This is a genomic window from uncultured Intestinimonas sp., from assembly GCF_944387245.1.
Classification (GTDB): Bacteria; Bacillota; Clostridia; order Oscillospirales; family Oscillospiraceae; genus Intestinimonas.
This window is the reverse complement of sequence record NZ_CALXEE010000032.1, coordinates 1-23,144: the sequence shown is the minus strand read 5'-3', so window position 1 is coordinate 23,144 and position 23,144 is coordinate 1. Positions and strand designations below refer to the sequence as shown.

The following is a 23,144-nucleotide window of genomic DNA, read 5'->3' as shown; positions in this document are numbered from 1 at the left end:
ACCACCTATTGCTATTTTACCTCTTGCAAACGAAAAAGCCCAGCTTTCGCTGGACTTTTTCGACAGACTGAAGCGTGTGGACACTGGTCCACACGCTTTTTTCTTGTGTTCATCTGAGCATGCTCAGCCCTGCTTGGCGGGCACCTTCCAGATGTCACGGGCGTAGTCCCGGATGGAGCGGTCGGCGGCGAAGATGCCCGACTTGGCGATGTTGATGAGGGCCATCTTGTTCCACTGCTTGGGGTCCAGGTAGGTCCGGCCCGCCCGCTCATGGGCCTCCCGGTAGCTCTCGAAGTCGGCCAGGAGCATATACTCGTCGGCCATACCGCCGTTGGCGCCGAAGAGGAGCCGGTTGGTGATGTCGGAGTAGCTCACCCCGTCGCCGAAGCCCTGGGTGATCTGGTCCAGCACGGACTTCAGGAGGCCGTCGCGCATGTAGTACTCATAGGCGCGGTAGCCCTTGCTCTTCTTCTCGGCCACCTCGTGGGCCTTCAGGCCGAAGAGGAAGATGTTCTCGTCGCCCACCTGCTGGTGCATCTCCACGTTGGCGCCGTCCAGGGTGCCGATGGTGAGGGCGCCGTTCATCATGAACTTCATGTTGCCGGTGCCGCTGGCCTCCTTGCCGGCGGTGGAGATCTGCTCGGAGAGCTCGCTGGCGGGCATGAGCTTCTCGGCCAGGCTCACCCGGTAGTTCTCCAAAAAGACCACCTGGAGCCGGTCCTTGCAGACGGGGTCGCTGTTGACGGCCTGGGCCAGGGAGTTGATGAGGTGGATGATGTCCTTGGCCACGGAGTAGCCGGGGGCGGCTTTGGCGCCGAAGAGGTAGGTCCGGGGGGTGAAGTCGAAGTGGGCGTCGTTCTTGAGCTGCTGGTAGAGGTAGGTGATGTGCATCACGTTGAGGAGCTGGCGCTTGTACTCGTGGAGGCGCTTGACCTGGACGTCGAACATGGCGTCGGTGTTGAGCACCACGCCGGACTCCCGGGCCACGTAGGCGGCGAAATTCCGCTTGTTCTCGGCCTTGATGGCGGCCAGCCGCTCCAGCACGGAGGCGTCGTCCTGGTGCTTGAGCAGGCACTCCAGCTGCTCGGGGTGGAGCTGGTAGCCCTTGCCGCCGCAGTCCTGGATGAGGGCGTCCAGCTTGGGGTTGATCTCGCTGAGCCAGCGGCGGTGGTCGATGCCGTTGGTCACGTTCTTGAACTTCTCCGGGGTGCGGACATACACGTCGTGGAAGGTCTCACGCTTGAGGATCTCGGAGTGGAGGGCGGACACGCCGTTGACGGCAAAGCAGGCGCACACGCAGAGGTTGGCCATGCGGACCTCGCCGCCCCAGATGATGGCCTGGTCCCGCACCTTGGACTGGTCGCCGTGGAAGTACTCGTTGAGCTGGGCCTGGTAGCGGTTGCTGATCTCCACCAGGATCTGCCAGATCCGGGGCAGCAGGGACTCGATGAGCTGCTGGGGCCAGCGCTCCAGGGCCTCCACCATGATGGTGTGGTTGGTATAGGCCACGGTGTTGGTGACGATGTGCCAGGCCTCGTCCCAGGTGTAGCCCTCCTCGTCCAGCAGGATGCGCATGAGCTCGGGGATGACCAGGGTGGGGTGGGTGTCGTTGATCTGGATGACGTGCTTCTGGTGGAAGTTCCGCAGGGTGCCGTACTCCGCCTTGTGTTGCCGGCAGATGGACTGCACGGTGGCGGAGACAAAGAAGTACTGCTGCTTCAGGCGCAGGGACTTGCCCTCGTAGTGGTTGTCCTCGGGGTAGAGGACCTTGGCGATGGACTCGGCCATGGCCTTCTGCTCGGTGGCCTTCAGGTACTCGCCCCGGGAGAAGAGGGACATGTCCAGGGGGGTGGGGCTCTTGGCGTCCCACAGCCGGAGGACGTTGACGTGGTCGGTGCCGTAGCCGGCGATCTCCATGTCCTTGGGCACGGCCAGCACGTCGTTGCCGCCCTCGTAGACCACAGAGTGGCTGCCGTCGGGGCCCCACACGTCCTTCACGGTGCCGCCGAAGTGGACCTTCTCCGTCTCATCCATCTTGGGGATGAGCCAGCAGTCGGAGATGTCCAGCCAGTTGTCGGGCAGCTCCACCTGCTGGCCGTCCACGATCTTCTGCTTGAAGAGACCCAGCTCGTAGCAGATGGAGTAGCCGGTGGCGGGAATCTCCAGGGTGGTCATGGACTCCAGGTAGCAGGCGGCCAGACGGCCCAGGCCGCCGTTGCCCAGGCCGGCGTCGGGCTCCACCTCAAAGAGGTCGGGGGCGGAGAAGCCCAGGTCCTCGATGGCCTCCTTCAGCTGGGGCAGGACCCCCAGGTTGTAGGCGTTCTTCTCCAGGGAGCGGCCCATGAGGAACTCCAGGGAGAGGTAGTGGACCTGGCGGGCGTGGCTGTCCCGGATACGGCTCTGGGTGGCCAGCTCCCGGGCGGACATGATGTCCCGCAGCACCAGGGCGCAGGCCCGGAACATGTGGACAGAGGTAGCCTCCTCCACTTCACGCCCAAAATTCCGGCGGAGCTTGCCGATGATCTGCTCCTCCAGCTCTTTTTTGGTATATTTCGTAGACATTGGCATACGTCTCCATTTCATAAAGTTCAACGCGGTACAAGAGGTTCGCGGCGGGGGCAAGCCCCCGCCGCGTCTACGTCTCATTCCGCCTGACTACGGATTGGCGCACAAAGTTTATCACAGCCCATCCGTTCTGTCAATGTTGGAACTGTCTATTTTTGGGAGGGGGTCGACCCTCACTTTTTGACCTCCGCTTTGCCCTTGGGGGTCTCCTTGACGGGGGCGGGCGTCTCCTCCTGGGCCTTGGGGGTCTCCTTGACGGGGGCGGGAGTCTCCTCCACGGCCTTGGGTGCCTCCTTGACGGGGGCGGGCGCCTCCTCCACGGCCTTGGGTGCCTCCTTGACGGGGGCGGCGGCCTTCTCCTCAGCCTTGGGAGCCTCCTTCACAGGAGCGGGGGCCTTCTCCTCGGCCTTGAGGGCTGCCTTTCTGGCAGCGGGCTTTTTTTCCGCCTTTTCGTCCTTGGCTGCCGCCTTTTTAGCGGTGGGCTTCTTGGCTGCCTTGGGCGCCGCCTTCTTGGAGGCAGGCTTCTTCTCAGCCTTGGGGGCGGACTCCACTACGGGTGCGGCTTCCGGCTCAGCCTGGACAGGGGTCTCCGCCGCCGGGACCGGGGCTGCTTCCGGCGACGGCTCAGTAGGGCGGGGAATGCCGGTGATCTGGTAGTAGACGTCCTCATACTCCCGGGCGGGGTTGTTCCAGCTGAAGTCCTTGGTCATGCCGTTGCGCTGGAGGACGCGCCAGCCGTCCTCCCCGTCCTTGTTGTTGTAGTAGAGGCCCACCGCCTCGCCCAGTACCCACACCATGTCGTGGGCGTTGATATTGGCGAAGGTGAAGCCGGTGTCGCCGAAGACGCCGTGGGGGATGACGGTATCCTTCAGACCGCCGGTCTCCCGGACCACGGGGACGGTGCCGTAGCGCATGGCGATCATCTGGCTCAGGCCGCAGGGCTCGGCCAGGGAGGGCATGAGGAAGATATCGGCGCCGCCATAGATGGCGGTGGAGAGGGAGGCGGAGTACTGGAGCCGGGCGGCGAAGCGGCCGGGGTACTGGGCCTGGGCCTGACGGAAGGCCTCCTCAAAGTTCCACTCGCCGGTGCCCAGTACCACCATCTGGACGTTCATGCCCATGATGTCGTGGATGGAGTTGGCCACCAGCTCAAAGCCCTTGTGTTTGACCAGCCGGGACACGCAGGCGATGATGGGCACGTCGGGGTCCTCCCGGAGGCCCACCGCCTGCTGGAGGGCCTTCTTACAGGCGGCCTTGCCGCTCAGGTCGTCGGCGTTGAAGGGGGCGGCCAGGCCAGCGCCGTTGGCGGGATCGTAGAGGGCGGTGTCCAGGCCGTTGAGGATGCCCCGCATCTTCCAGCGGTTGTCGGCCACCACGCCCTCCAGGCCGTGGGCGTAGAAGGGGTACTGGAGCTCACTGGCATAGGTGGGGGAGACGGTGGTGACGTAGTCGGCGGCGTAGATGGCGCCCTTCATCAGGTTCACGTCCCCGTGGTAGGCCAGCATGTGCTCGTTCATGTAGCCGGGGTGGAGGCCCAGCAGATCCTGGATGATCTGGTCGCCGTAGCGGCCCTGGTACTCGATGTTGTGGATGGTAAAGACGCTCTTGGTGCCCCGGAGCTGCCAAATGCGCTCCCGCTCCTCCAACAGGTAGATGGGCACCAGGGCGGTCTCCCAGTCGTTGCAGTGGAGGATGTCGGGGTGCCAGTCCAGGTGGGCCGGGGTCTCGATAACGGCCCGGGAGAAGAAGGCGAAGCGCTCGCCGTCGTCGTAGTGGCCGTAAATTTCCGCCCGCTTGAAGTAGTACTCGTTGTCCACGAAGAGGTAGGAGATGTTGCCCTCCCGCAGCTCAAAGATGCCGCAGTAGGGGGTGCGCCAGGCCAGACGGCAGTTCCAGTGGAACATGAAGCGCATCTTCTCCCGGTACTGCTGGGCGATGCCCTCGTAGAGGGGGAGGATGACCTTTACGTCATGGCCCATGTCGGCCAGCTTCTGGGGGAGGGACCCGGCCACGTCGGCCAGTCCGCCGGTCTTGATGAAAGGGGCGACCTCGGAGGCTGCAAACAAAATATTCATAAACTGACTCCTTTTCTCCATCCTTGATCCGGCATCCGGACACGGTCCGCGGCCGCCATGCAGGACGGACCCGGCGATGCCCGGAGGGGGCAGGTGTGGGCCGCCGTACACGGCGGCCGCATCCCTGCGCCGCTCTGCGCGGTCTATGTACCGTTATACCACGGCGTTTTTGGCGATGGCCAGCGGGTAGGTCTCATGGCCCATGAGCATCCGGCCGGCGTTGACCTGTACGTTCTTGTCGGTGATGGCATATTTGAGCACCGCGCCCTGGTGGATCACCGTGCCCTGCATGAGAATGCAGTTCTGGACCTTGGCGCCCTTCTCCACGGTGACGCCGCGGAAGAGGATGGAGTTCTCCACCTCGCCCTCGATGATGCAGCCGTCGGCCACCAGGGAGTTCTTGGACAGGGAGGCGGGGCCGTAGTAGGTGGAGGGGTTGGACATGTCCTTGGTCTTGATGGGCCGCAGGGGGTTGAAGAGGTCGGCCCGGACGGCGGGGTCCAGCAGCTCCATGCTGCGGGCGTAGTAGCCGGCCACCGACTGGAGCCGGGCGGCGTAGCCCTCAAAGGTGTAGGACATCAGCTTGAGCCGGCTGCTCATGTTGAGGAGCACCCCCTGGCTGAAGGAGGGGATGTTGTGGGCGATGCAGTGCTCCACCAAGGACATGAGGAGGTCCTTGCTCATGATGTACACCTCCATGGACTCGCAGCCCATGGGGCTCACCGGATGGACGGACACGTCGGCGATGACGCCGTCCTCCCGGACGGTGAAGTAGTCGGAGCTGCGGGCGTCCCCTCTGGGCACCGGGGTGCACACGGCGGTGACGTCGGCGCCGGTGCGCAGGTGCTGCTCAAAGACGTCGTCCAGGTCCAGGTTCACCGCCACGTCGCCGCCGGCCAGGACCACGTAGTCCTGACGGATGCGCTCCAGGTAGGAGTAGACGCCGGCCAGGGCGTCCATGCGGCCCCGGTAGTCACCCTCCCGCTGCTTGTCGGCGTAGCCGAAGGGGGGCAGGATGCGCAGTCCGCCGTGTTTGCGGGAGAGGTCCCAGTCCTTGCCGGAGCCCACGTGGTCCAGGAGGGACTGGTAGTTGGTATGTACGATGAGGCCCACGTCGGAGATGCCGGCGTTGACCATGTTGGAGAGCATGAAGTCCACCACCCGGTAGCGGCCGCCGTAGGGGATGGAGCAGGTGTTCCGGGGCTGGGAGAGCTCCCGGAGCTGCGGATTGGAGCGGTATGCGAAAATGATCCCGTGCAGCTTGTTGGTCATTTCGCCGCACCCCCTTTCACGTTCCGGGTGACCATGGCCTTGGCCGGGACCACGGCGTTGTCACCCACCTTGATGCCCTCGGCGACCACGGCGATGCCCCAGTCGTCCGGGGCGCCGTCCACCGCCGGCGGTGTGCCCACCTTGGCGCCGGCGCCGATGACGGCCTTCTCGGCCACGATGGCGTACTCCACGTCGGCGCCCTCCTTGACCACGGCGCCGGGCATGAGGATGGAGTAGCGGACCTTGGCCCCCTTCTCCACCGTCACGGAGTGGAAGAGGACGGAGTTCTCCACCTCGCCGTCCACCACGCAGCCGCCGGTCATCAGGGAGTGATGGACCACGGCGTTGGGGCCGGTAAAGTGGGGCGGCCGGGTGGGGGTGCGGGCGTAGATGGGCCACTCGGTGTCGTAGGGGTCGATGCCGCTGTGGACGGAGAGCATATCCATGTTGGCATCCCACAGGGAGTCGATGGTGCCCACGTCCTTCCAGTAGCCGGAGAAGCGGTAGGCCGCCATGCGCTCATTGTTGGCCAGCATGGCGGGGATAATGTTCTTACCGAAGTCGTTGGCGGACTTCTCATCGGCCTCGTCGGCAATGAGGTATTCCCGCAGCTGCTTCCAGTTGAAGATGTAGATGCCCATGGAGGCCAGGTTGCTCTTGGGCTTCTTGGGCTTCTCCTCGAACTCATAGATCATGTCGTTCTCATCCACGTTCATGATGCCGAACCGGGGGGCCTCCTCCATGGGGACCTCCATGACCGAGATGGTGCAGGCGGCGTTCATGGCCTTGTGGTGCTCCAGCATCTGCTCGTAGTCCATCTTGTAGATGTGGTCGCCGGACAGGATGAGGACATAATCGGGGTCGTAGAGAGAGATAAAGCCGATGTTCTGATAGATGGCGTTGGCGGTACCCTTGTACCAGGTGCCCTTGTCCCCCTCCTTCACGTAGGGGGGCAGGATGTGGACACCGCCGTCCGAGCGGTCCAGATCCCAGGGCTGGCCGTTGCCGATGTAACCGTTGAGCTCCAGGGGCTGGTACTGGGTGAGGACGCCCACGGTATCGATGCCGGAGTTGACGCAGTTGCTCAGGGGAAAGTCGATGATGCGGTATTTGCCCCCGAAGGGGACAGCGGGTTTGGCTACTTTTGACGTCAGAGCTTTCAGGCGGCTGCCCTGTCCGCCTGCCAGCAGCATGGCGACACATTCTTTTTTCATCTCTATCACCTCTCGGTCAAAGTGGAGATCACAGGATCACAGAGGGGAGGGGTCAGCCCTCCTTGGGGGTTTTCTTCACGGCGGGGTGCTGGGCCTTGGGGCGTACCGCCGGATGGGGAGACTTCTCCTTCACCGCCGGCTTGGCGGCGGTCTTGCGGAGGGCGGGCTTGGCCGCCTTTTCCTTCACGGCGGGCTTGGCCGCCGCCTTGCGCACCGCCGGCTTGGAAGCCGGGGCTTTTACGGCCAGCTTGGCCTCCTTTTTCCGCCGGGCGGGGAACTTGCGGGTACATTTATAGATCACCGCGCTCATGGGCGGCAGGGTGATGATGATGGACTGCTCCCGGCCGTGGCAGGGGGTGTAGGTGCTCTTCACCGGCTCCTTGTCCCCGCGGCCCTCGCCGCCGAAGGCCTCGTCGTCGGTGTTGAAGATACAGGTGTAGGCGCCGGGCACCGGCACGCCGATGCAGTAGCCCGTCCGGTCCACCGGCGAGAAGTTGCACACGATCACCAGGGTATCCCCCTTGTCGTCCTTGCGGAGGAAGGAGATGGTGTTGGCCTGGTTGTCATCGGCGTAGATCCACTCGAAGCCCTCCCAGGAGAAGTCCTCCTGCCACAGCTCCGGATGCTCCAGATAGAGGTGGTTGGCAGCCTTGAAGAAGGCCTGGGTCTTCCGGTTGATCTCGTTGTCCATCAGGTGCCAGTCCAGGGAGTACTCGAAGTGCCACTCGTTCCACTGGCCGAACTCGCTGCCCATCATCAGCAGCTTTTTGCCCGGATGGGTGAGCATATATGTATAGAAGGCCCGGACGCCATAGAACTGCTCCTCGTAGGTCCCCGGCATCTTGTTGAGGAGGGAGCCCTTCATGTGGACCACCTCGTCGTGGCTGAGGGGGAGGATGAAGTTCTCGGAGAAGGCGTACATAAAGGAGAAGGTGATGTCCCGGTGGTTGAACTGCCGGAAATAGGGGTCCAGCTTCATATAGTGGAGCACGTCGTTCATCCAGCCCATGTTCCACTTCAGGTTGAAGCCCAGGCCGCCCTCGCTCACGGGGTGGGACACCTTGGGCCAGGCGGTGGACTCCTCGGCGATCATCATGACGTCGTCGTGCTCGGCGAAGATGCGCTCGTTGAGCTTCTGGAGGAAGTCCACGGCCTCCAGGTTCTCGTTGCCGCCGTGGATGTTGGGCACCCACTCGCCGCCCTGCCGGCCATAGTCCAGGTAGAGCATGGAGGCCACCGCGTCCACCCGCAGGCCGTCGATGTGGTACTGCTCCAGCCAGAAGAGGGCGGAGGAGAAGAGGAAGGAGCGGACCTCGTTGCGGCCGTAGTCGAAGACACGGGTGCCCCAGTCGGCGTGCTCACCCTTGCGCATGTCCTGGTACTCGTAGCAGGGCTCGCCGTCAAATTCATAGAGGCCGAAGGCATCCTTGGGGAAGTGGGCGGGCACCCAGTCCAGGATGACGCCCACTCCGGCCTGGTGGAGCTGGTCGATGAGGTACATGAGGTCGTCGGGGGTGCCGAAACGGCTGGTGGCGGCAAAGTAGCCGGTGCACTGGTAGCCCCAGGAGTCGTCCAGGGGGTGCTCGGTGAGGGGCATAAACTCCACATGGGTGAAGCCCATCTCCTTCACGTAGGGCACCAGATAGTCGGCGATGCCCCGGTAGGAGAGGAACTGACCGTCCCCCGTCCGCCGCCAGGAGCCCAGATGGACCTCATAGATATTCAGCGGACGGTGATAAACCGGGTTTTTCTTCCGGTAGTCCAGCCAGGACTGGTCGTTCCATTGGTAGGACCCCAGTTCGTAGATCTTGGAGGCGGTGCCCGGCCGGGTCTCGGCGTGGAAGGCGTAGGGGTCGGCCTTCAGCAGGGTCCGGCCGTCCTTGGTGCGGATGGCGTACTTGTAGACGTCGTAGCGATCCAGGCCGGGGACGAAGCCCTCCCACAGCCCTCCGCCCATGGGGGAGAGGGGATTGGCCTCCTCCTCCCAGCGGTTGAAGTCTCCAACCACGGAGACCTCTGCGGCGTGGGGCGCCCAGACGCGGAAGGTGTAGCCCCACTGGCCGTCCCGCTCCTGGGCATGGGAGCCCATGAACGCCCAGGCGCGGATGGCCTCGCCGTTGGTGTACGCCGTGACGATCTCCTCGGCGGTGGGTTTATTTGTGCGATCCATGGTCAGTGCCTCATTTCTTTGGTAATATTATCCAAATGCCCCTGGGGGACACCGTCGAAGCTTGTCAATAACGCTAATCGACCAAAAATATAGCTCTGATTATTTGTATGAATTATACAACACAAATAGCACCCCGTCAAGGTGCGGGAGGGCGGGAACCATAATTTTTACGCATATTTTTCCGTTTCTTCCCGGGAAGAGAAACAGGAGGACTCAGCCGGCCAGAAAGAGGTTCCGGACCAGCCGCAGGAAGAGGCCGGGGACGGTGATGCGCGCCACCGCCTGGTCGGCCACCAGGGGAATGGTGCAAAGCTGGGTATCGCCGGCAGAGACTGTCAGCTCACCCAGCGTCTGACCCTGCTCCACGGGGGCCTCCACATCCTCAGAGAGCTGGAGAGAGGTGGTGATCTGGTTGAGCTGGCTCTTCTCCACCAGGATACGGCTGCCGTTTGCCAGCACGGGCTGGACCGTGTCGGTCACACCCAGGGAGACGGCCACCGGCGGGATGGCCTGGTCGGGGCGGACGTCCACCAGGGTATAGTTGGCAAAGCCGTAGGTGAGCAGGGCCTGGGCGGCGCTGAAGCGCTGGGCGGAGGTGGGGGAGCCCAGCACCACGGCGATGAGCTCCATGCCCTCCCGCTCGGCGGTGGCGGAGAGACAGTAGAGGGCGGAGTCGGTGGAGCCGGTTTTGAGGCCGGTGCAGCCCTCATAGTAGCGGACCAGCTTGTTGGTGTTGGCCAGCTGGAACTGGCCGCCCCGGATGGTGTCCATCCAGATGGTGCTGTACTGCCGGATATCCGGGTGGTTGAGGATGAGCTCCCGGGACATGAGGGCGATGTCGTAGGCGGAGGTCAGATGGCCCGCCGCCGGCAGGCCGGTGCAGTTGACGAAGTTGGTGTCGGCCATGCCCAGCTGGGCGGCCCGCTCATTCATACGGGCCACAAAGGCCTCCTCACTGCCGGCAATGTGCTCGGCCAGGGCCACGGCGGCGTCGTTGCCCGACACCACCGCCACCGACTTGATGAGCTCCTCCACGCTCATCTGCTCCCCTTCCTTTAAATAGACCTGGGAGCCTCCCATGGAGGCGGCGTGGGCGGAGACGGTGACCTGGTCGGTGAGGGCCATACGGCCCTCGTCCAGGGCCTCCATTACCAGCAGCAGGGTCATGATCTTGGTGACGCTGGCGGGTTCCCGCTTGTCGTGGGCGTTCTGCTCACACAGGACGGTGCCCGTCTCCTTTTCCATCAGCACCGCGGCGGCGGCCTCCACCTGGGGGGTGCCGGCGGCGGCAGCGGCGGCGGGACAGACCAACAGCCCGGCGCAGAGCAGGACAGCGAGGGTTCGTTTCATCATGGCGCTTCTCCTCCATCATCGAAGATTCCTGTAAGAAAGAGGATGTGGAGGGAGGGAGAATTCTATACTGGAAAGAATGGGAAGGGAGGAACAGCGGTTTTGGTTGAAAAAAAGAAAGGACGATCGGAATAGAGGGATTTCGCTCCGGACCGGCCCTTCTATGTCGGTCCGGTAACGGTCAGAGCTCCTTTTTCATGGCGATGTCGGAGAGCTCGAAGGCCACGTGGTCGTGGTCCTCATAGCGGAAGCCGTAGGACTCATAGATATGGAGGGCGGCCTTCAGGCTGTGGTGGGAGGTGAGGACCAGGGTGTGGACCCCCATGGCCCGGGCGGCGTCAATGGTGGCCTCCATGAGGGCCTTGCCGATGCCGCGGTTCCGGTAGGCCTCCAGCACCCCGAATTTGAAGGGCTCGGCCACACCGTTGCCGAAGGGCTCCAGCATCATCATGCCCACCGGCTTTCCCTCCGCCATAGCCAGAAGGATGCGCCCGCCCGCTGCCAGCACCCGCTCCGGGTGGGTCAGCTGGTCTATGTCCGCCGGCTCCAGGAGGTCGTTGCCCTCCAGCCAGGGTAGGGATATGTCCATGAGGGCACCCTTATATTGGTCGTCATAGTCCTGAATGGAAAAGTCAAACGGCATGACCGCCCCTCCTCTCTGTTTTCATCATCCTACCACACCTGCCTGCTGTTGGCAATCGGACAATGGGTGTGCAAGATCAAAAAGCAAAAATTACCGGGGTGAAACCGTTCACATTTAATTTACAACCTACCCTATTGACTTTTAACCGGGGTGGTGGTAGATTTACATTAGCACTCAGGGAGAATGAGTGCTAAAACCACAGAGAAGAAGGTGAGCGGGGATGGATCTGACAGAACGGAAGAAGAAGATCCTCCGCGCCATCATCGAAAACTATATCCAGACGGCGGAGCCGGTGGGCTCCAAGGTTATCGCCGCCACGCCGGGACTCAACGTCTCCTCGGCCACCATCCGCAACGAGATGGCCGATCTGGAGGCCCTGGGCCTGCTGGAGCAGCCCCACACCTCCGCTGGGCGCATCCCCTCGCCGGGGGGCTACCGGGTGTACGTCAACGAGCTCATGGAGGACTACCGCCTGTCGGTACAGGAGACCCGGAAGCTCAATGAGGCCCTGCACCTGAAGATGCGGGAGCTGGACCAGGTCATCGACCAGGCCGGCCGGGTGATCTCCCAGCTCACCCAGTATCCCGCCTTCGCCCTGGCCTCCGGGTCCAGCCGGGTGACCATCCAGCGCTTCGACCTGCTGATGGTCTCCAGCGACTCCTTTATTATTGTGGTGATGACGGACACCAACGTGGTCCGCAACCGGCTGGTGCGGCTGCCCTCCGACCTGAGCGAGGCCCAGCTCCAGCTTTTGAACACCCTGCTGAACACCACCTTCACCGGCCTGACCCTGGACGAGATCACCCCCGAGCTCATGCGGGTGGCCTCCCACGCGGCAGGCGAGGCTTACGGCCTCATCAGTTTGGTGGTTTCCTTCGCCATGGATGTGCTGGAGAGCCTGGAGCAGCGCAGGGTCCACACCGCCGGTATCACCAGTCTCCTCTCCCACCCGGAGTACCGGAGCCTGGACCGGGCCGCCCCCCTCATGAGCTACCTGAGCGAGGACCAGGACGCCGCCCGCTTCCCAATGCCCCAGGGGGACCCTATGGAGATCCTCATCGGCCCGGAGAACGTGGCCGACGCCCTGAAAGACACCAGCGTGGTGGTGGCCAGCTACGACATCGGCGACGGCATGCGAGGCGTCATCGGTGTGGTGGGCCCCACCCGGATGGACTATGCAAAGATCACCGCCCGTCTCTCCTATTTCGCCGCCGGCCTGAGCCGTCTCTTTGAACAGGGCAGCCTGCCGCCGGCAGAGGAAACGGAGAAGTAGGACGATCCACTTAGGAGGTAATCGCTTGAGCAAGCAGGAAAAGAAACAGCAGGACCCGGCTGTGGAGGAGGTCCCCGTGGAGGAGACCCAGACCGAGGCCCAGGCCGCTCCCCAGCAGGAGGCGGCGGCCGATCCGCTGCTGGAGGAGCTGGAAAAGCTGCGGAAGCAGATGGACGAGAAGGAGGAGCAGTACCTCCGCCTGGCCGCCGAGTATGACAATTTCCGCAAGCGCTCCCAGAAGGAGAAGGAGGGCATCTACCAGGGCGCCAAGAGCGACGCCGTGGCCGCCTTCCTGCCCGTGTACGACAATCTGGAGCGGGCCCTCAAGCAGGAGACCGCCGACGAGGCGTACAAGAAGGGCGTGGAGATGACCATGACCGGCCTGAAGGACATCCTCTCCAAGCTGGGCGTGGAGGAGATCCCCGCCCTGGGCGAGACCTTCGACCCCTCCCTCCACAACGCCGTCATGCACGTGGAGGACGAGAGCGCCGGGGAGAACACCGTGGTGGAGGTCTTCCAGTCCGGCTTCAAGCTGGGCGAGAAGGTCATCCGGTTCGCCATGGTCAAGGTAGCGAATTAGCAAGAAGCGCGGAGGCGTGCGGAGCAGCGCGGATGGACCGGAGCGAGGGCGAGAAACCAGGGGCCGCGGAGCGGGCCTGTTTCGAGTCCGAGTCGGAGGGAAGCCGCGCGTCGCGCAGCCGCCGCAGCGTGACACCGGAAGCGTGGAGTGCCCGGGAGCAGGCGGCTAAGACCGGAGCGAGGCAAACGGACCGCAGGGCCGCAAGGTCCGGAGGACGGCTTGCAGAGTCGCAGGGCTTAGATGCCGTCGCGGAGGGCGCGCAGCGTGACAATCTGACACTCATCTATTGTTTGTTAAAAATAAGTTTTCAATATATTGGAGGAATCGTTTATGTCTAAGATCATCGGTATCGACCTTGGTACCACGAACTCTTGCGTAGCCGTCATGGAGGGCGGCGAACCCGTTGTCATCGCCAACGCCGAGGGCAACCGCACCACCCCGTCCGTGGTGGCCTTCTCCAAGGACGGCGAGCGTATGGTGGGCCAGGTGGCCAAGCGCCAGGCCATCACCAACCCCGACCGCACCATTATGTCCATCAAGCGCCACATGGGCACCGACCACAAGGTGAACATCGACGGCAAGGCCTACACCCCCCAGGAGATCAGCGCCATGATCCTCCAGAAGCTGAAGGCCGACGCCGAGGCCTATCTGGGCCAGCCGGTCACCGAGGCCGTCATCACCGTCCCCGCCTACTTCAACGACGCCCAGCGTCAGGCCACCAAGGACGCCGGCAAGATCGCCGGTCTGGACGTGAAGCGGATCATCAACGAGCCCACCGCCGCCGCCGTGGCCTACGGTGTGGATAAGGAGAAGCAGGACCAGAAGATCATGGTCTACGATCTGGGCGGCGGCACCTTCGATGTGTCCATCCTGGAGATCGGCGACGGCGTCATCGAGGTGCTCTCCACCTCCGGCGACACCCACCTGGGCGGCGACGACTTCGACCAGGCCATCATGGACTGGATGGTTGCCGAGTTCAAGAGCTCCAACGGCATCGACCTCTCCGGCGACAAGGTGGCCATGCAGCGCCTGAAGGAGGCCGCTGAGAAGGCCAAGATCGAGCTCTCCGGCGTCACCTCCACCGCCATCAACCTGCCCTATATCACCGCCGACGCCACCGGCCCCAAGCACCTGGATCTGACCCTGAGCCGCGCCAAGTTCGACCAGCTCACCGCCAACCTGGTGGAGCGCACCGCCGGCCCCGTGCGTCAGGCCATGAGCGACGCCGGCCTCTCCGCCAACGACATCTCCAAGGTCCTGCTGGTGGGCGGCTCCAGCCGTATCCCCGCCGTGCAGGACATGGTCAAGAAGCTCACCGGCAAGGAGGGCTTCAAGGGCATCAACCCCGATGAGTGTGTGGCCATCGGCGCCGCCATCCAGGGCGGCGTCCTGGTGGGCGACGTGAAGGGCCTGCTGCTGCTGGACGTCACCCCCCTGTCTCTGGGCATCGAGACCATGGGCGGCGTCATGACCAAGCTCATCGAGCGCAACACCACCATCCCCTGCAACAAGAGCCAGGTCTTCACCACCGCTGCCGACAACCAGACCTCCGTTGAGGTCCACGTCCTCCAGGGCGAGCGTGAGATGGCCCAGTACAACAAGACCCTGGGCCGCTTCAACCTGGACGGCATCGCCCCCGCCCGCCGCGGCGTGCCTCAGATCGAGGTCACCTTCGACATCGACGCCAACGGCATCGTGAACGTCTCCGCCAAGGACCTGGGCACCGGCAAGGAGCAGCACATCACCATCACCTCCTCCACCAACATGTCCAAGGAGGACATCGACAAGGCCGTCCGTGAGGCCGAGCAGTTCGCCGCCGAGGACGCCAAGCGGAAGGAAGAGGTGGACGTCCGCAACCAGGCCGACCAGGTGGTCTACCAGACCGAGAAGGCCCTGGAGGACGCCAAGGACAAGATCGACGCCAGCGACAAGGCCAGCGTGGAGGCCGCCCTCAACAAGCTGAAGGAAGCCCTGAAGGGCACCGACGTGGAGGCCATCAAGGCGGCCACCGAGGAGACCACCAAGGCCTTCTACCCCATCGCCGAGAAGATGTATCAGCAGGCCAATCCTCAGGGCGGCCAGGCCGGCCCCGACATGGGCGGCGCGGGCTTCGGCGGCCAGGCCTCCGGCGGCGCCGACACCGACCCCAACGTGGTGGACGCCGACTACAAGGTCGTGGACGACGATAATAAGTAAGATCCTTTTGAATTCAGAAGAGGCGCTGCGGCGGTTATGCCGGCGCCCCATGGGAAGCGCAGGCGGGGTCTCCGACCCCGCCCCTTTCCGCGCAAAGAGGTGAGAACCAATGGCGGAACAGAAACGAGATTATTATGAGGTCCTGGGCGTCAGCAAGGGCGCGTCGGACGATGAGATCAAAAAGGCCTACCGGAAGCTGGCCAAAAAGTACCACCCCGACCTCAACCCCGGCGACAAGACGGCCGAGGCCAACTTCAAGGAGGTCAACGAGGCCTACGAGATCCTCTCGGACAAGGATAAGCGGGCCCGGTACGACCAGTTCGGCCACGCGGGGGTGGACCCCAACTTCAACCCCAATGGCGGCGGATTCGGCGGGTTCGGCGGCTTTACCGACATGGGGGACATCGACCTGGGCGACCTGTTCGGGTCCTTCTTCGGCGGCGGCTTCGGGGGCGGAGGCGGCGGCAGCCGGCGCAACGCCCCCCAGAAGGGCGAGACCATCCGGGCCGGCGTCACCATCACCTTCGAGGAGGCGGCCTTCGGCTGCGAGAAGGAGGTCACGGTGAGCCGCACCGAGCAGTGCGACGTCTGTAAGGGCACCGGCTGTGCCCCCGGCACCACGGCGGAGGTCTGCCCCGACTGCCACGGCAGCGGCACGGTGCGCATCCAGCGGGGCGGGGGAGGCTTCTCCTTCTCCACCACTACCTCCTGCCCCAAGTGCCGCGGCACCGGCAAGATCATCCACCAGCCCTGCAAGACCTGCGGCGGCGCCGGTACCGTCCGCAAGCAGAAGAAGCTGGCCGTCACCATCCCCGCCGGCATCGACAACGGCCAGGCCGTCTCCCTGCGGGGCCAGGGCGGCGCCGGGCGCAACGGCGGACCGGCGGGCGACCTGCTCATCGGCGTCACCGTCAAGTCCCATCCCATCTTCCGGCGGGAGGGCACGGCGGTTTACATGGACCAGCCCGTCTCCTTCGTTCAGGCGGCCCTGGGCGCCGAGCTGGAGATCCCCACCATCGACGGCAACGTGAAGTACGAGATGCCTGAGGGCACCCAGTCCGGCACCACTTTCCGGCTCCGGGGCAAGGGCATCCCCGGCCTGGGCGGCCGGGGCAGGGGCGACCAGTATGTCACCGTGAAGGTGAAGGTCCCCACCGGCCTCAACAAGGAGCAGAAGGACGCCCTCCGGGCCTTCGCCGCCACCATGGGTGAGGAGCACGCCGGCAATGACCCCATCAAGAACTTTTTTGAAAACCTGGGCAACAAAAAGAAGAAATAAGCCCGTTCCGACCCCGGTCCCATTTGAGACCGGGGTCATTTTTTGCCGGAGGGTGGACTTCTTTTGGAGAGAGGACTATACTGAGAGCTAGAAACACGCATCCGGACGCGAAACAGAGAGGAGTGTAGCTGTCATGAAATGGAAACAGGTCTTGGTTGTCGGCCTCGTCGGTGCGGCGCTGCTCACCGGCGGCGTGACCGCCGGCGCCTTTTCTGATACGCCTCCGGCCTGGTCGGCGGCACAGCTGACCCATCTGGAGGAGAACGGTATTCTGGAGGGCCTCAACACCGGGGACGCCACAACCGCTCCCATCCGCCGGGGCGACTTCTGCCAGCTTCTGGTGAACCTGGTCCAGAAGGAGATGACCCCCTCCAGCTTTGCTGCCGTCCCCGCCAAGGAGAGCAGCTACTTCACCGACATCGCCGATACGGTGAACCAGTACAACCTCGGGGGAAAGAACGGCATGTACTACGCCGCCGCCTATGGAATCACCGAGGGCGCCCTGGTGAATGGACAGCGCCGGGCGGACACCGACGCCCTTCTCACCCGGGAGCAGGCGGCCAAGATGATGTGCTCTGTCATCGACTTCCTGGAGCAGTCGGTGCTGGAGGGCTCCGTGGCCCAGAGGGGTACGGCCAAGACCTTCACCGATGCTGCCTCCGTCAGCGCTTGGGCCTCCACCTACGTGGACCAGGCCTCCGCCCTGGGCATTATGGAGGGAGACGAAATGGGGCGGTTCAACCCCAAGGGCACCATCACCTGGAACGAGGCCGCCGTCATGGTGGACCGGGCCTTCACCTCGGCCACCGCCCTCCGAAGTGAGCAGCTGGCAGGAGCGGGGATGACCCTCCTCCAGAGCCAGGCCCCCGTGATGGCCACCAGCTCCGTCTACCTGGAGAACACCCCCCTGTGGCTGATCCCCGACGCCGACGGCGGCTATGCCGTGGTCTCCGTGGAGGAGGCCCAGCTCAGGGTGGAGACCTTCTCCGGGGACGGCGCCTCTCAGGGTATCCGTACCCTGCCCGCCGAGTTGTCCACATTTGGCGGCTTCTATGTGGGAGAGGACGGCTATTACGCCGCCTACGGCCAGGAGAACAAGGAGGAGAATGACGGCAAGGAGGTCTACCGGATCGTCAAATACGACCGGAGCTGGAACCGGGTGGGCGCCGCCTCCATCACCGGCGGGGAGAGCTACACCATCCGGCCCTACTACTTCACAGACAGCACCGGCATGGCGGAGGAGGACGGGGTGCTGGTCCTCCACACCGCCCGGCTGCGCTATACCAGCAGCGACGGCCTCAACCACCAGTCCAACTTTACCGCCCGCATCCGCACCTCTGACATGTCGGTGCTGGAGACCAGCAGTGAATTTCCTGCCAACCATGTGAGCCACTCCTTCGCCCAGGATGTGATCTTTGCCGACGGCGCGCCTGTCTACGCCGACCTGGGCGACGCCTATCCCCGCTCCTTTGCCATCTCCCAGTCCAGCGGCACCCAGGCCGAGGTGCTGCCCTTCTATGGCGCCATTGGCGACAACACCACCCACGCCGCCCTGGGCGGGGTGGCCGCCTCCGACGGCTATTATCTGCTGGCCGGCGCCTCTGCCCCCCAGACCGACGCCTCCTCCTGGAAGGAGGAGCGGATGAACGCCCTGCTGGCCGTGGTGCCCAAGGACGGCTTCCCCGCCGGCAAGGCCGACATCCAATGGCTGACCAGCTACACCGACGGCAGCGAGTGGGTGGAGGATGTCCGCCTGGTGGCCGTCAACGACAACACCTTTGTGGTCATGTGGCAGACCCGGGACGCCGCCAGCAAGGCGGGCGACTTCAGCTATGCCCTCTTTGACGGCCAGGGCCGACAGATGGGGAGCACTCAGACTGTGGCAGACTATCAGATGCCCACCGGCAATGTGGTGGTGGACGAGGAGACCCTTACCTGGGTCCGGCCCGACTTTGGTGTGATCAGCCGGAGCTATACCGAGAACAACCGGGGTCTCCTGGTCTACACCCTCCAGGTGGATGCCAACCAGGCCACCGGCAGCGCTCAGGTCTCCTTCGGCGTGACTCCCTCCTCCATGGAGCTAATGGGGGGCGGCGTGTCCCAGCGGCTGACCGTCAGCTGCACCGGCCTCCCCGACGGCCAGCAGCCCCAGGTGCGCTTTGTCTCCAGTGCCCCCTCCGTGGCCTACGTGGACAGTGAGGGCGACGTGATCGGCCGGAGCGCCGGCACCGCCACCATCACCGCCTCCATGACTTACCGGGGCAAGGTCTATGAGGGCACCTGCGCCGTCACCGTCACCCCGGAGCCCACCCTCACCGGGCTGAAGCTCACCCCCGCCTCCGCCACGGTGAAGGTAGGGGAGACCCTGAACCTGACGGTGGAGACCGTCCCCGCCGGGCTCAACCCCCTCATCGCCTGGAGCTATCGTGGCTCCCTGCGGCCCACGGATAACCTCCACGCCGTTTACACCGCTGAGAAGGCGGGCACCGATACCATCACCATTTCGACCACTGCCGCCAACGGGCACACCGTGAGCGCCAGCTGCACCATCACCGTCACCGACGGCGCCGTTTCGGAGGTACAGCCGGGTACCGGTGAGGGGACCACGCCTGGTACCGGAAATACGAATACTGGTACCGGAAATACGAATACCGGCACCGGGAGCACGAATACTGGTACCGGAACCACCAATACCGGCACCGGGAGCACCAACACCGGGACCAGTGGCCCCGCCTCCGACCAGCCCTATGACACCGATTACTACCGGGAGGACTACGGCTCCGGCCGCTATCTGGAGATCCGGGCAGTGGGCGGCTCCACCGTGGAGATCAGCGGCTGTCTGGACCAGAGCCAGACGTACTACAACTACGTGGTGGCCTGGGCCCCCGGCGGCAACAAGACAGAGGTGCCCTATGTGGAGGGACAGCCCTTCCACACCACGGTGCAGGTGGATACGGCGTCTGTGCAGAAGTCGGCCCAGGAGGGAAAGGCGCCCTACCTCACCGTGATGGTCTGTCAGCACTATACGCCGGGTGACGACTCCCTGGCCGGGTTCAGCTTCCAGGAGGCCGACATCCGTCTGGTCCCCGGCGGCGACGGATTTTTGTTCCATGTCACGCCCCTGTGAGCCGCCGGCAAGAATCTTTTGACATCCATAGGGAAAAGAAATACAATAGGGGGCGGGCATTCGTGCCCGTCCCCTATTTTTATGCTGCGCCGGAGGTGCCTTCATGACCCAGCTGCAAACCATTCTGGATCAGTATATCCTGCCCTGTCTGCCGGGGATGCTCATCGCCCTGGTGGTGTTGACGGGGGTGTTCTTCTTTTTTGCCCGCTGCTGTGCCGCTGCCCGGCCCCGGAGAGGGAGCCTGGAGTGGGTGGCCCTCCAGGAGCCGGTCCCCTTCTCCTTCACCCTGCCCCGCCACCCGGTGGAGCGGGCGGACCTACTGCCCATGCTCCTCATTACGGTGGTCTATGCCGCCACCGCCTTCTTCCGGCTTGGTTCCTTTTCCGCCCCCCAGTCCGCCCTGGACTTCGGGGAGGACCAGACCGTCACCGTGACCCTCTCCCAGGAGGTCCATCTCACCAAGCTGGTCTACTTTTCCAACCTGGGCACCGGGGACTACAATGTGGAGATCTCCCAGGATGGCCAGACCTGGTATACCCTCTGGCAGAAGGAAGAGAACGGCAAGGAGGTGTGGTACTGGGCCGACGCCGAGGGTTACGACCCCAGCTACGCCCTGCCCCAGAAGTACAACGATCTCTTCAAATGGCAGACGGTGGAGCCCACCAACCCACAGGACATAAAATACCTCCGCATCACCGGCCGGGCCGACAAGGGCCTGCTGGAGCTGGGGGAGCTGGCTCTCTGTGACGAGAGCGGTCTCATCGATCTCGCCGGACTCACCACCGGCGGAGATGCCCTCTTTGACGAGCAGGACACGGTACCGGAGCTGTCCACCTGGTACAACTCCACCTACTTTGACGAGATCTACCACCCCCGCACCGCCCTGGAGCACATCGAGGGGGTCTACCCCTACGAGGTCTCCCACCCGCCCCTGGGCAAGCTCACCATCAGCCTGGGCATCCTCCTCTTCGGCATGACCCCCTTTGGCTGGCGGTTCATGGGGACTCTCTTTGGGGTGCTCATGCTGCCCATCCTCTATATCTTCCTCAAAAACCTCTTCGGCAAGCGAGCGGTGGCCGCCTGCGGCACCATCCTCTTCGCCGCCGACTTCATGCACCTCACCCAGACCCGCATCGGCACCATCGACACCTACGGGGTCTTTTATATCCTCCTCATGTACTACTTCCTCTACCGGTGGCTGACCCTGGCCCCGGGGACCCCCTTCCGCCGCTGCGCCCTGCCCCTCTTCCTCTCCGGCCTCTTCTGGGGCATCGGCGCCGCCAGCAAGTGGACCGTCATCTATGGGGCGGTGGGCCTGGCCGTCCTCTACTTCATCGGCCTCTTCTCCAAGCTCCGGGACTGGCCCGCTGAGGCCCCGGGTAAGCTGCCCTGGCTGTGGAAGACCCTGGCCTTCTCGGTGCTGTGCTTCGTCCTCATCCCGGCCCTCATCTACACCCTCTCCTACTGGCCCTATGCCGCCGCCCGGGGCAACGAGGCCGGGCTGTGGGGCATCCTGGCCGAGATCTTTGCCTGGCCCTTCACCCAGCTGCCCCAGGTCCTCAGCGGCGAGCGGGAGCTCTTCCTCAAGGATAGCCAGAACGTGGTGGACATCATGCTCCAGAACCAGCACTTCATGCTGACCTACCACGAGGGGGTCACCGCCTCCCACCCCTACTCCTCCCGGTGGTACCAGTGGATTGTGGACGCCCGTCCCATCCTCTACTACCTGGACAACACCTCCGGCAAGGCCGAGGGGCTCAAGGCCGCCTTCGGCTGCTTCAACAACCCGGTGGTCTGCTGGACCGGCCTGCTGGCCATCCTGGCCTGCGGCGCCCAGGCGTTCCGCAGAAAGCGGTCCCGGGCCATCTTCTTCCTGGCCGTGGCCGCCATCGCTGTGGTGGCCTGCCTGCGGACCGAGGCCGCCTTCCAGCCCGACGCCGGCACTGCCCTGCTGGTGGGCGGTATCCTGCTGCTGGTCCTGGGCGTGGTCCTCTGGCTGGGGGTTGGCGCCCTGGCCAGCTGGGCCTTTCCCCTCCGGTCTCCCCAGGCCCTCTTCATCGTGATCGGTTACCTCTCTCAGCTGGTGCCCTGGATGTTCATCGGCCGCACCACCTTCGAATACCACTACTTCCCCTCCACCCTCTTTCTGGTGCTGGCAATCAGCCTGCTCTTTAACGGCCTGATGGAGCGCAGCCGCCGCTGGAAGAACGGGGTGTACGGCCTCACCGCCCTGGCCGTGGGACTCTGTATCGCCTTTTATCCCGTGCTCGTCGGCCTCATGGTACCCACCTGGTATACCTCCAGCTTCCTCAAGTGGTTCCCCTCCTGGCCGTTCTGATTTCCACATAGGAGGTCCCCTTCATGTATTATATCGACTATCACACCCACACCAAGCTCTCCTCCGACGGGGAGGTGCCCCTTACTGAGATGGCCGAGGCCGCCGTGAAGGCCGGCCTCTCCGAGATGTGCGTCACCGACCACTATGACCTGGTGGACCTGGATGGCGAGCCCCAGCCCAACGGCTACGACTGGGCCCCCGCTCTGGCGCAGCGACGGGAGGCGGCGGAGCGGTACCGGGGGCGGCTCACCGTCCGGCTGGGGGTGGAGTTCGGCAGCGCCAACCGCTATCCCGACCGGGCCAAGGCCACCCTGGCCCAGCCGGAGCTGGACTTCGTCATCGGCTCCCTCCACAACCTGACCCCTGAGGCCGGCGCCAAGGACTTCTACTTTGTGGATTATACCGCCCCGGAGGTGTGCTACGCCTGCCTGGACGACTACTTTGCCCAGATGCTCCGCCTGGCGCCCATCCCGGACTACGACGCCATGGGTCACATCATCTACCCGCTGCGGTATATGTGCATGCGGGATGGGCAGACTGTATCCTTGGACCGGTACTGGGAACAGATCCGGGAGATCCTCCGCACCGTGGCCCAGACCGGCCACGCCATCGAGCTCAATACCTACAACGGCCGTACTCTGGCCGACTGGCTGCCGGTGCTGAAGCTCTACAAAGAGGTGGGAGGAGAGTTCATCACCGTGGGCTCCGACGCCCATCGCACAGAGAATGTGGGTAAAGGGGTACCGGAGGCCTATGAGCTCCTGGCTCAGGCCGGATTCCGGTATGTGACCCTCTATGAGAAACGCCAGCCCAGGCCCGTCAAGCTGTGAGGTTGATTCGGAGGAGTTTGTCTCGCACAAAAAGTTATATTACGATAAAAAGTAACGAGAAGTATTATATTTCGGGCAAAACGCTTGGACGGCGTGACCGCCGGACGCCGCAGGGCGGCGGCGGAAACCCGCTGTTGGATGTAAAATTACGTTAGAAAATAACAGGAGGTAAAAATTATGATCGCACTTGGTTCCGACCACGGCGGGTTGTACCCCACAGAGCCCGGTGCGC

Annotated in this window: 14 protein-coding genes; 7 read left to right on the top strand and 7 right to left on the bottom strand. The window is 63.9% G+C overall.

The window, feature by feature from the left end; all coding sequences use genetic code 11:
* Nucleotides 1-123: 123 nt before the first annotated feature.
* The 7 genes from glgP to Q0K15_RS05920 form a co-directional block, all read right to left on the bottom strand.
* A complete protein-coding gene (gene glgP, locus Q0K15_RS05950) occupies nt 124-2,562 on the bottom strand; it encodes a glycogen/starch/alpha-glucan family phosphorylase (protein WP_294513747.1) in 2,439 nt (812 codons plus the stop codon).
* A gap of 176 nt (nt 2,563-2,738) precedes the next feature.
* The gene (gene glgA, locus Q0K15_RS05945; RefSeq protein WP_294513746.1) at nt 2,739-4,640 is read right to left on the bottom strand and encodes a glycogen synthase GlgA; all 1,902 of its coding nucleotides are present in this window, start codon (nt 4,638-4,640) and stop codon (nt 2,739-2,741) included.
* Nucleotides 4,641-4,793: 153 nt separating this feature from the next.
* Nucleotides 4,794-5,912, bottom strand: a complete 1,119-nt coding sequence (gene glgD, locus Q0K15_RS05940; protein WP_294513745.1) for a glucose-1-phosphate adenylyltransferase subunit GlgD — start codon at nt 5,910-5,912, stop codon at nt 4,794-4,796.
* Nucleotides 5,909-7,126 carry a glucose-1-phosphate adenylyltransferase gene (locus Q0K15_RS05935; protein ID WP_294513743.1) on the bottom strand — a complete coding sequence of 406 codons (1,218 nt, stop codon included), beginning with the start codon at nt 7,124-7,126 and terminating at the stop codon, nt 5,909-5,911. Before Q0K15_RS05935 ends, glgD begins: the two co-directional genes overlap by 4 nt.
* A gap of 52 nt (nt 7,127-7,178) precedes the next feature.
* The gene (gene glgB, locus Q0K15_RS05930) at nt 7,179-9,296 is read right to left on the bottom strand and encodes a 1,4-alpha-glucan branching protein GlgB (protein ID WP_294513741.1); all 2,118 of its coding nucleotides are present in this window, start codon (nt 9,294-9,296) and stop codon (nt 7,179-7,181) included.
* A 213-nt stretch (nt 9,297-9,509) separates the two neighbouring features.
* Nucleotides 9,510-10,646: a D-alanyl-D-alanine carboxypeptidase family protein gene (locus tag Q0K15_RS05925; protein ID WP_294513740.1), complete on the bottom strand. Its 1,137-nt coding sequence runs from the start codon at nt 10,644-10,646 to the stop codon at nt 9,510-9,512.
* A gap of 181 nt (nt 10,647-10,827) precedes the next feature.
* Entirely contained in the window at nt 10,828-11,289 is a 462-nt protein-coding gene (locus Q0K15_RS05920; RefSeq protein ID WP_294513739.1) for a GNAT family N-acetyltransferase, read from the bottom strand.
* 220 nt (nt 11,290-11,509) lie between these two features.
* On the opposite strand from Q0K15_RS05920, the gene hrcA reads away from it, so the two are divergent.
* From hrcA to Q0K15_RS05885, 7 genes are all read left to right on the top strand, one after another.
* On the top strand, nt 11,510-12,562 hold the full coding sequence (gene hrcA / locus Q0K15_RS05915) for a heat-inducible transcriptional repressor HrcA (RefSeq protein WP_294513738.1): 1,053 nt from the start codon (nt 11,510-11,512) through the stop codon (nt 12,560-12,562).
* A gap of 25 nt (nt 12,563-12,587) precedes the next feature.
* Nucleotides 12,588-13,142 carry a nucleotide exchange factor GrpE gene (grpE, locus tag Q0K15_RS05910; RefSeq protein WP_294513737.1) on the top strand — a complete coding sequence of 185 codons (555 nt, stop codon included), beginning with the start codon at nt 12,588-12,590 and terminating at the stop codon, nt 13,140-13,142.
* Nucleotides 13,143-13,472: 330 nt separating this feature from the next.
* Nucleotides 13,473-15,338: a molecular chaperone DnaK gene (gene dnaK, locus Q0K15_RS05905; protein WP_294513736.1), complete on the top strand. Its 1,866-nt coding sequence runs from the start codon at nt 13,473-13,475 to the stop codon at nt 15,336-15,338.
* 109 nt (nt 15,339-15,447) lie between these two features.
* Entirely contained in the window at nt 15,448-16,617 is a 1,170-nt protein-coding gene (gene dnaJ / locus Q0K15_RS05900; RefSeq protein WP_294513735.1) for a molecular chaperone DnaJ, read from the top strand.
* A 133-nt stretch (nt 16,618-16,750) separates the two neighbouring features.
* Entirely contained in the window at nt 16,751-19,744 is a 2,994-nt protein-coding gene (locus Q0K15_RS05895) for an Ig-like domain-containing protein (protein WP_294513731.1), read from the top strand.
* A gap of 103 nt (nt 19,745-19,847) precedes the next feature.
* Entirely contained in the window at nt 19,848-22,082 is a 2,235-nt protein-coding gene (locus Q0K15_RS05890; protein WP_294513728.1) for a glycosyltransferase family 39 protein, read from the top strand.
* A 23-nt stretch (nt 22,083-22,105) separates the two neighbouring features.
* A complete protein-coding gene (locus Q0K15_RS05885) occupies nt 22,106-22,912 on the top strand; it encodes a histidinol-phosphatase HisJ family protein (protein ID WP_294513726.1) in 807 nt (268 codons plus the stop codon).
* Nucleotides 22,913-23,144: the final 232 nt, after the last annotated feature.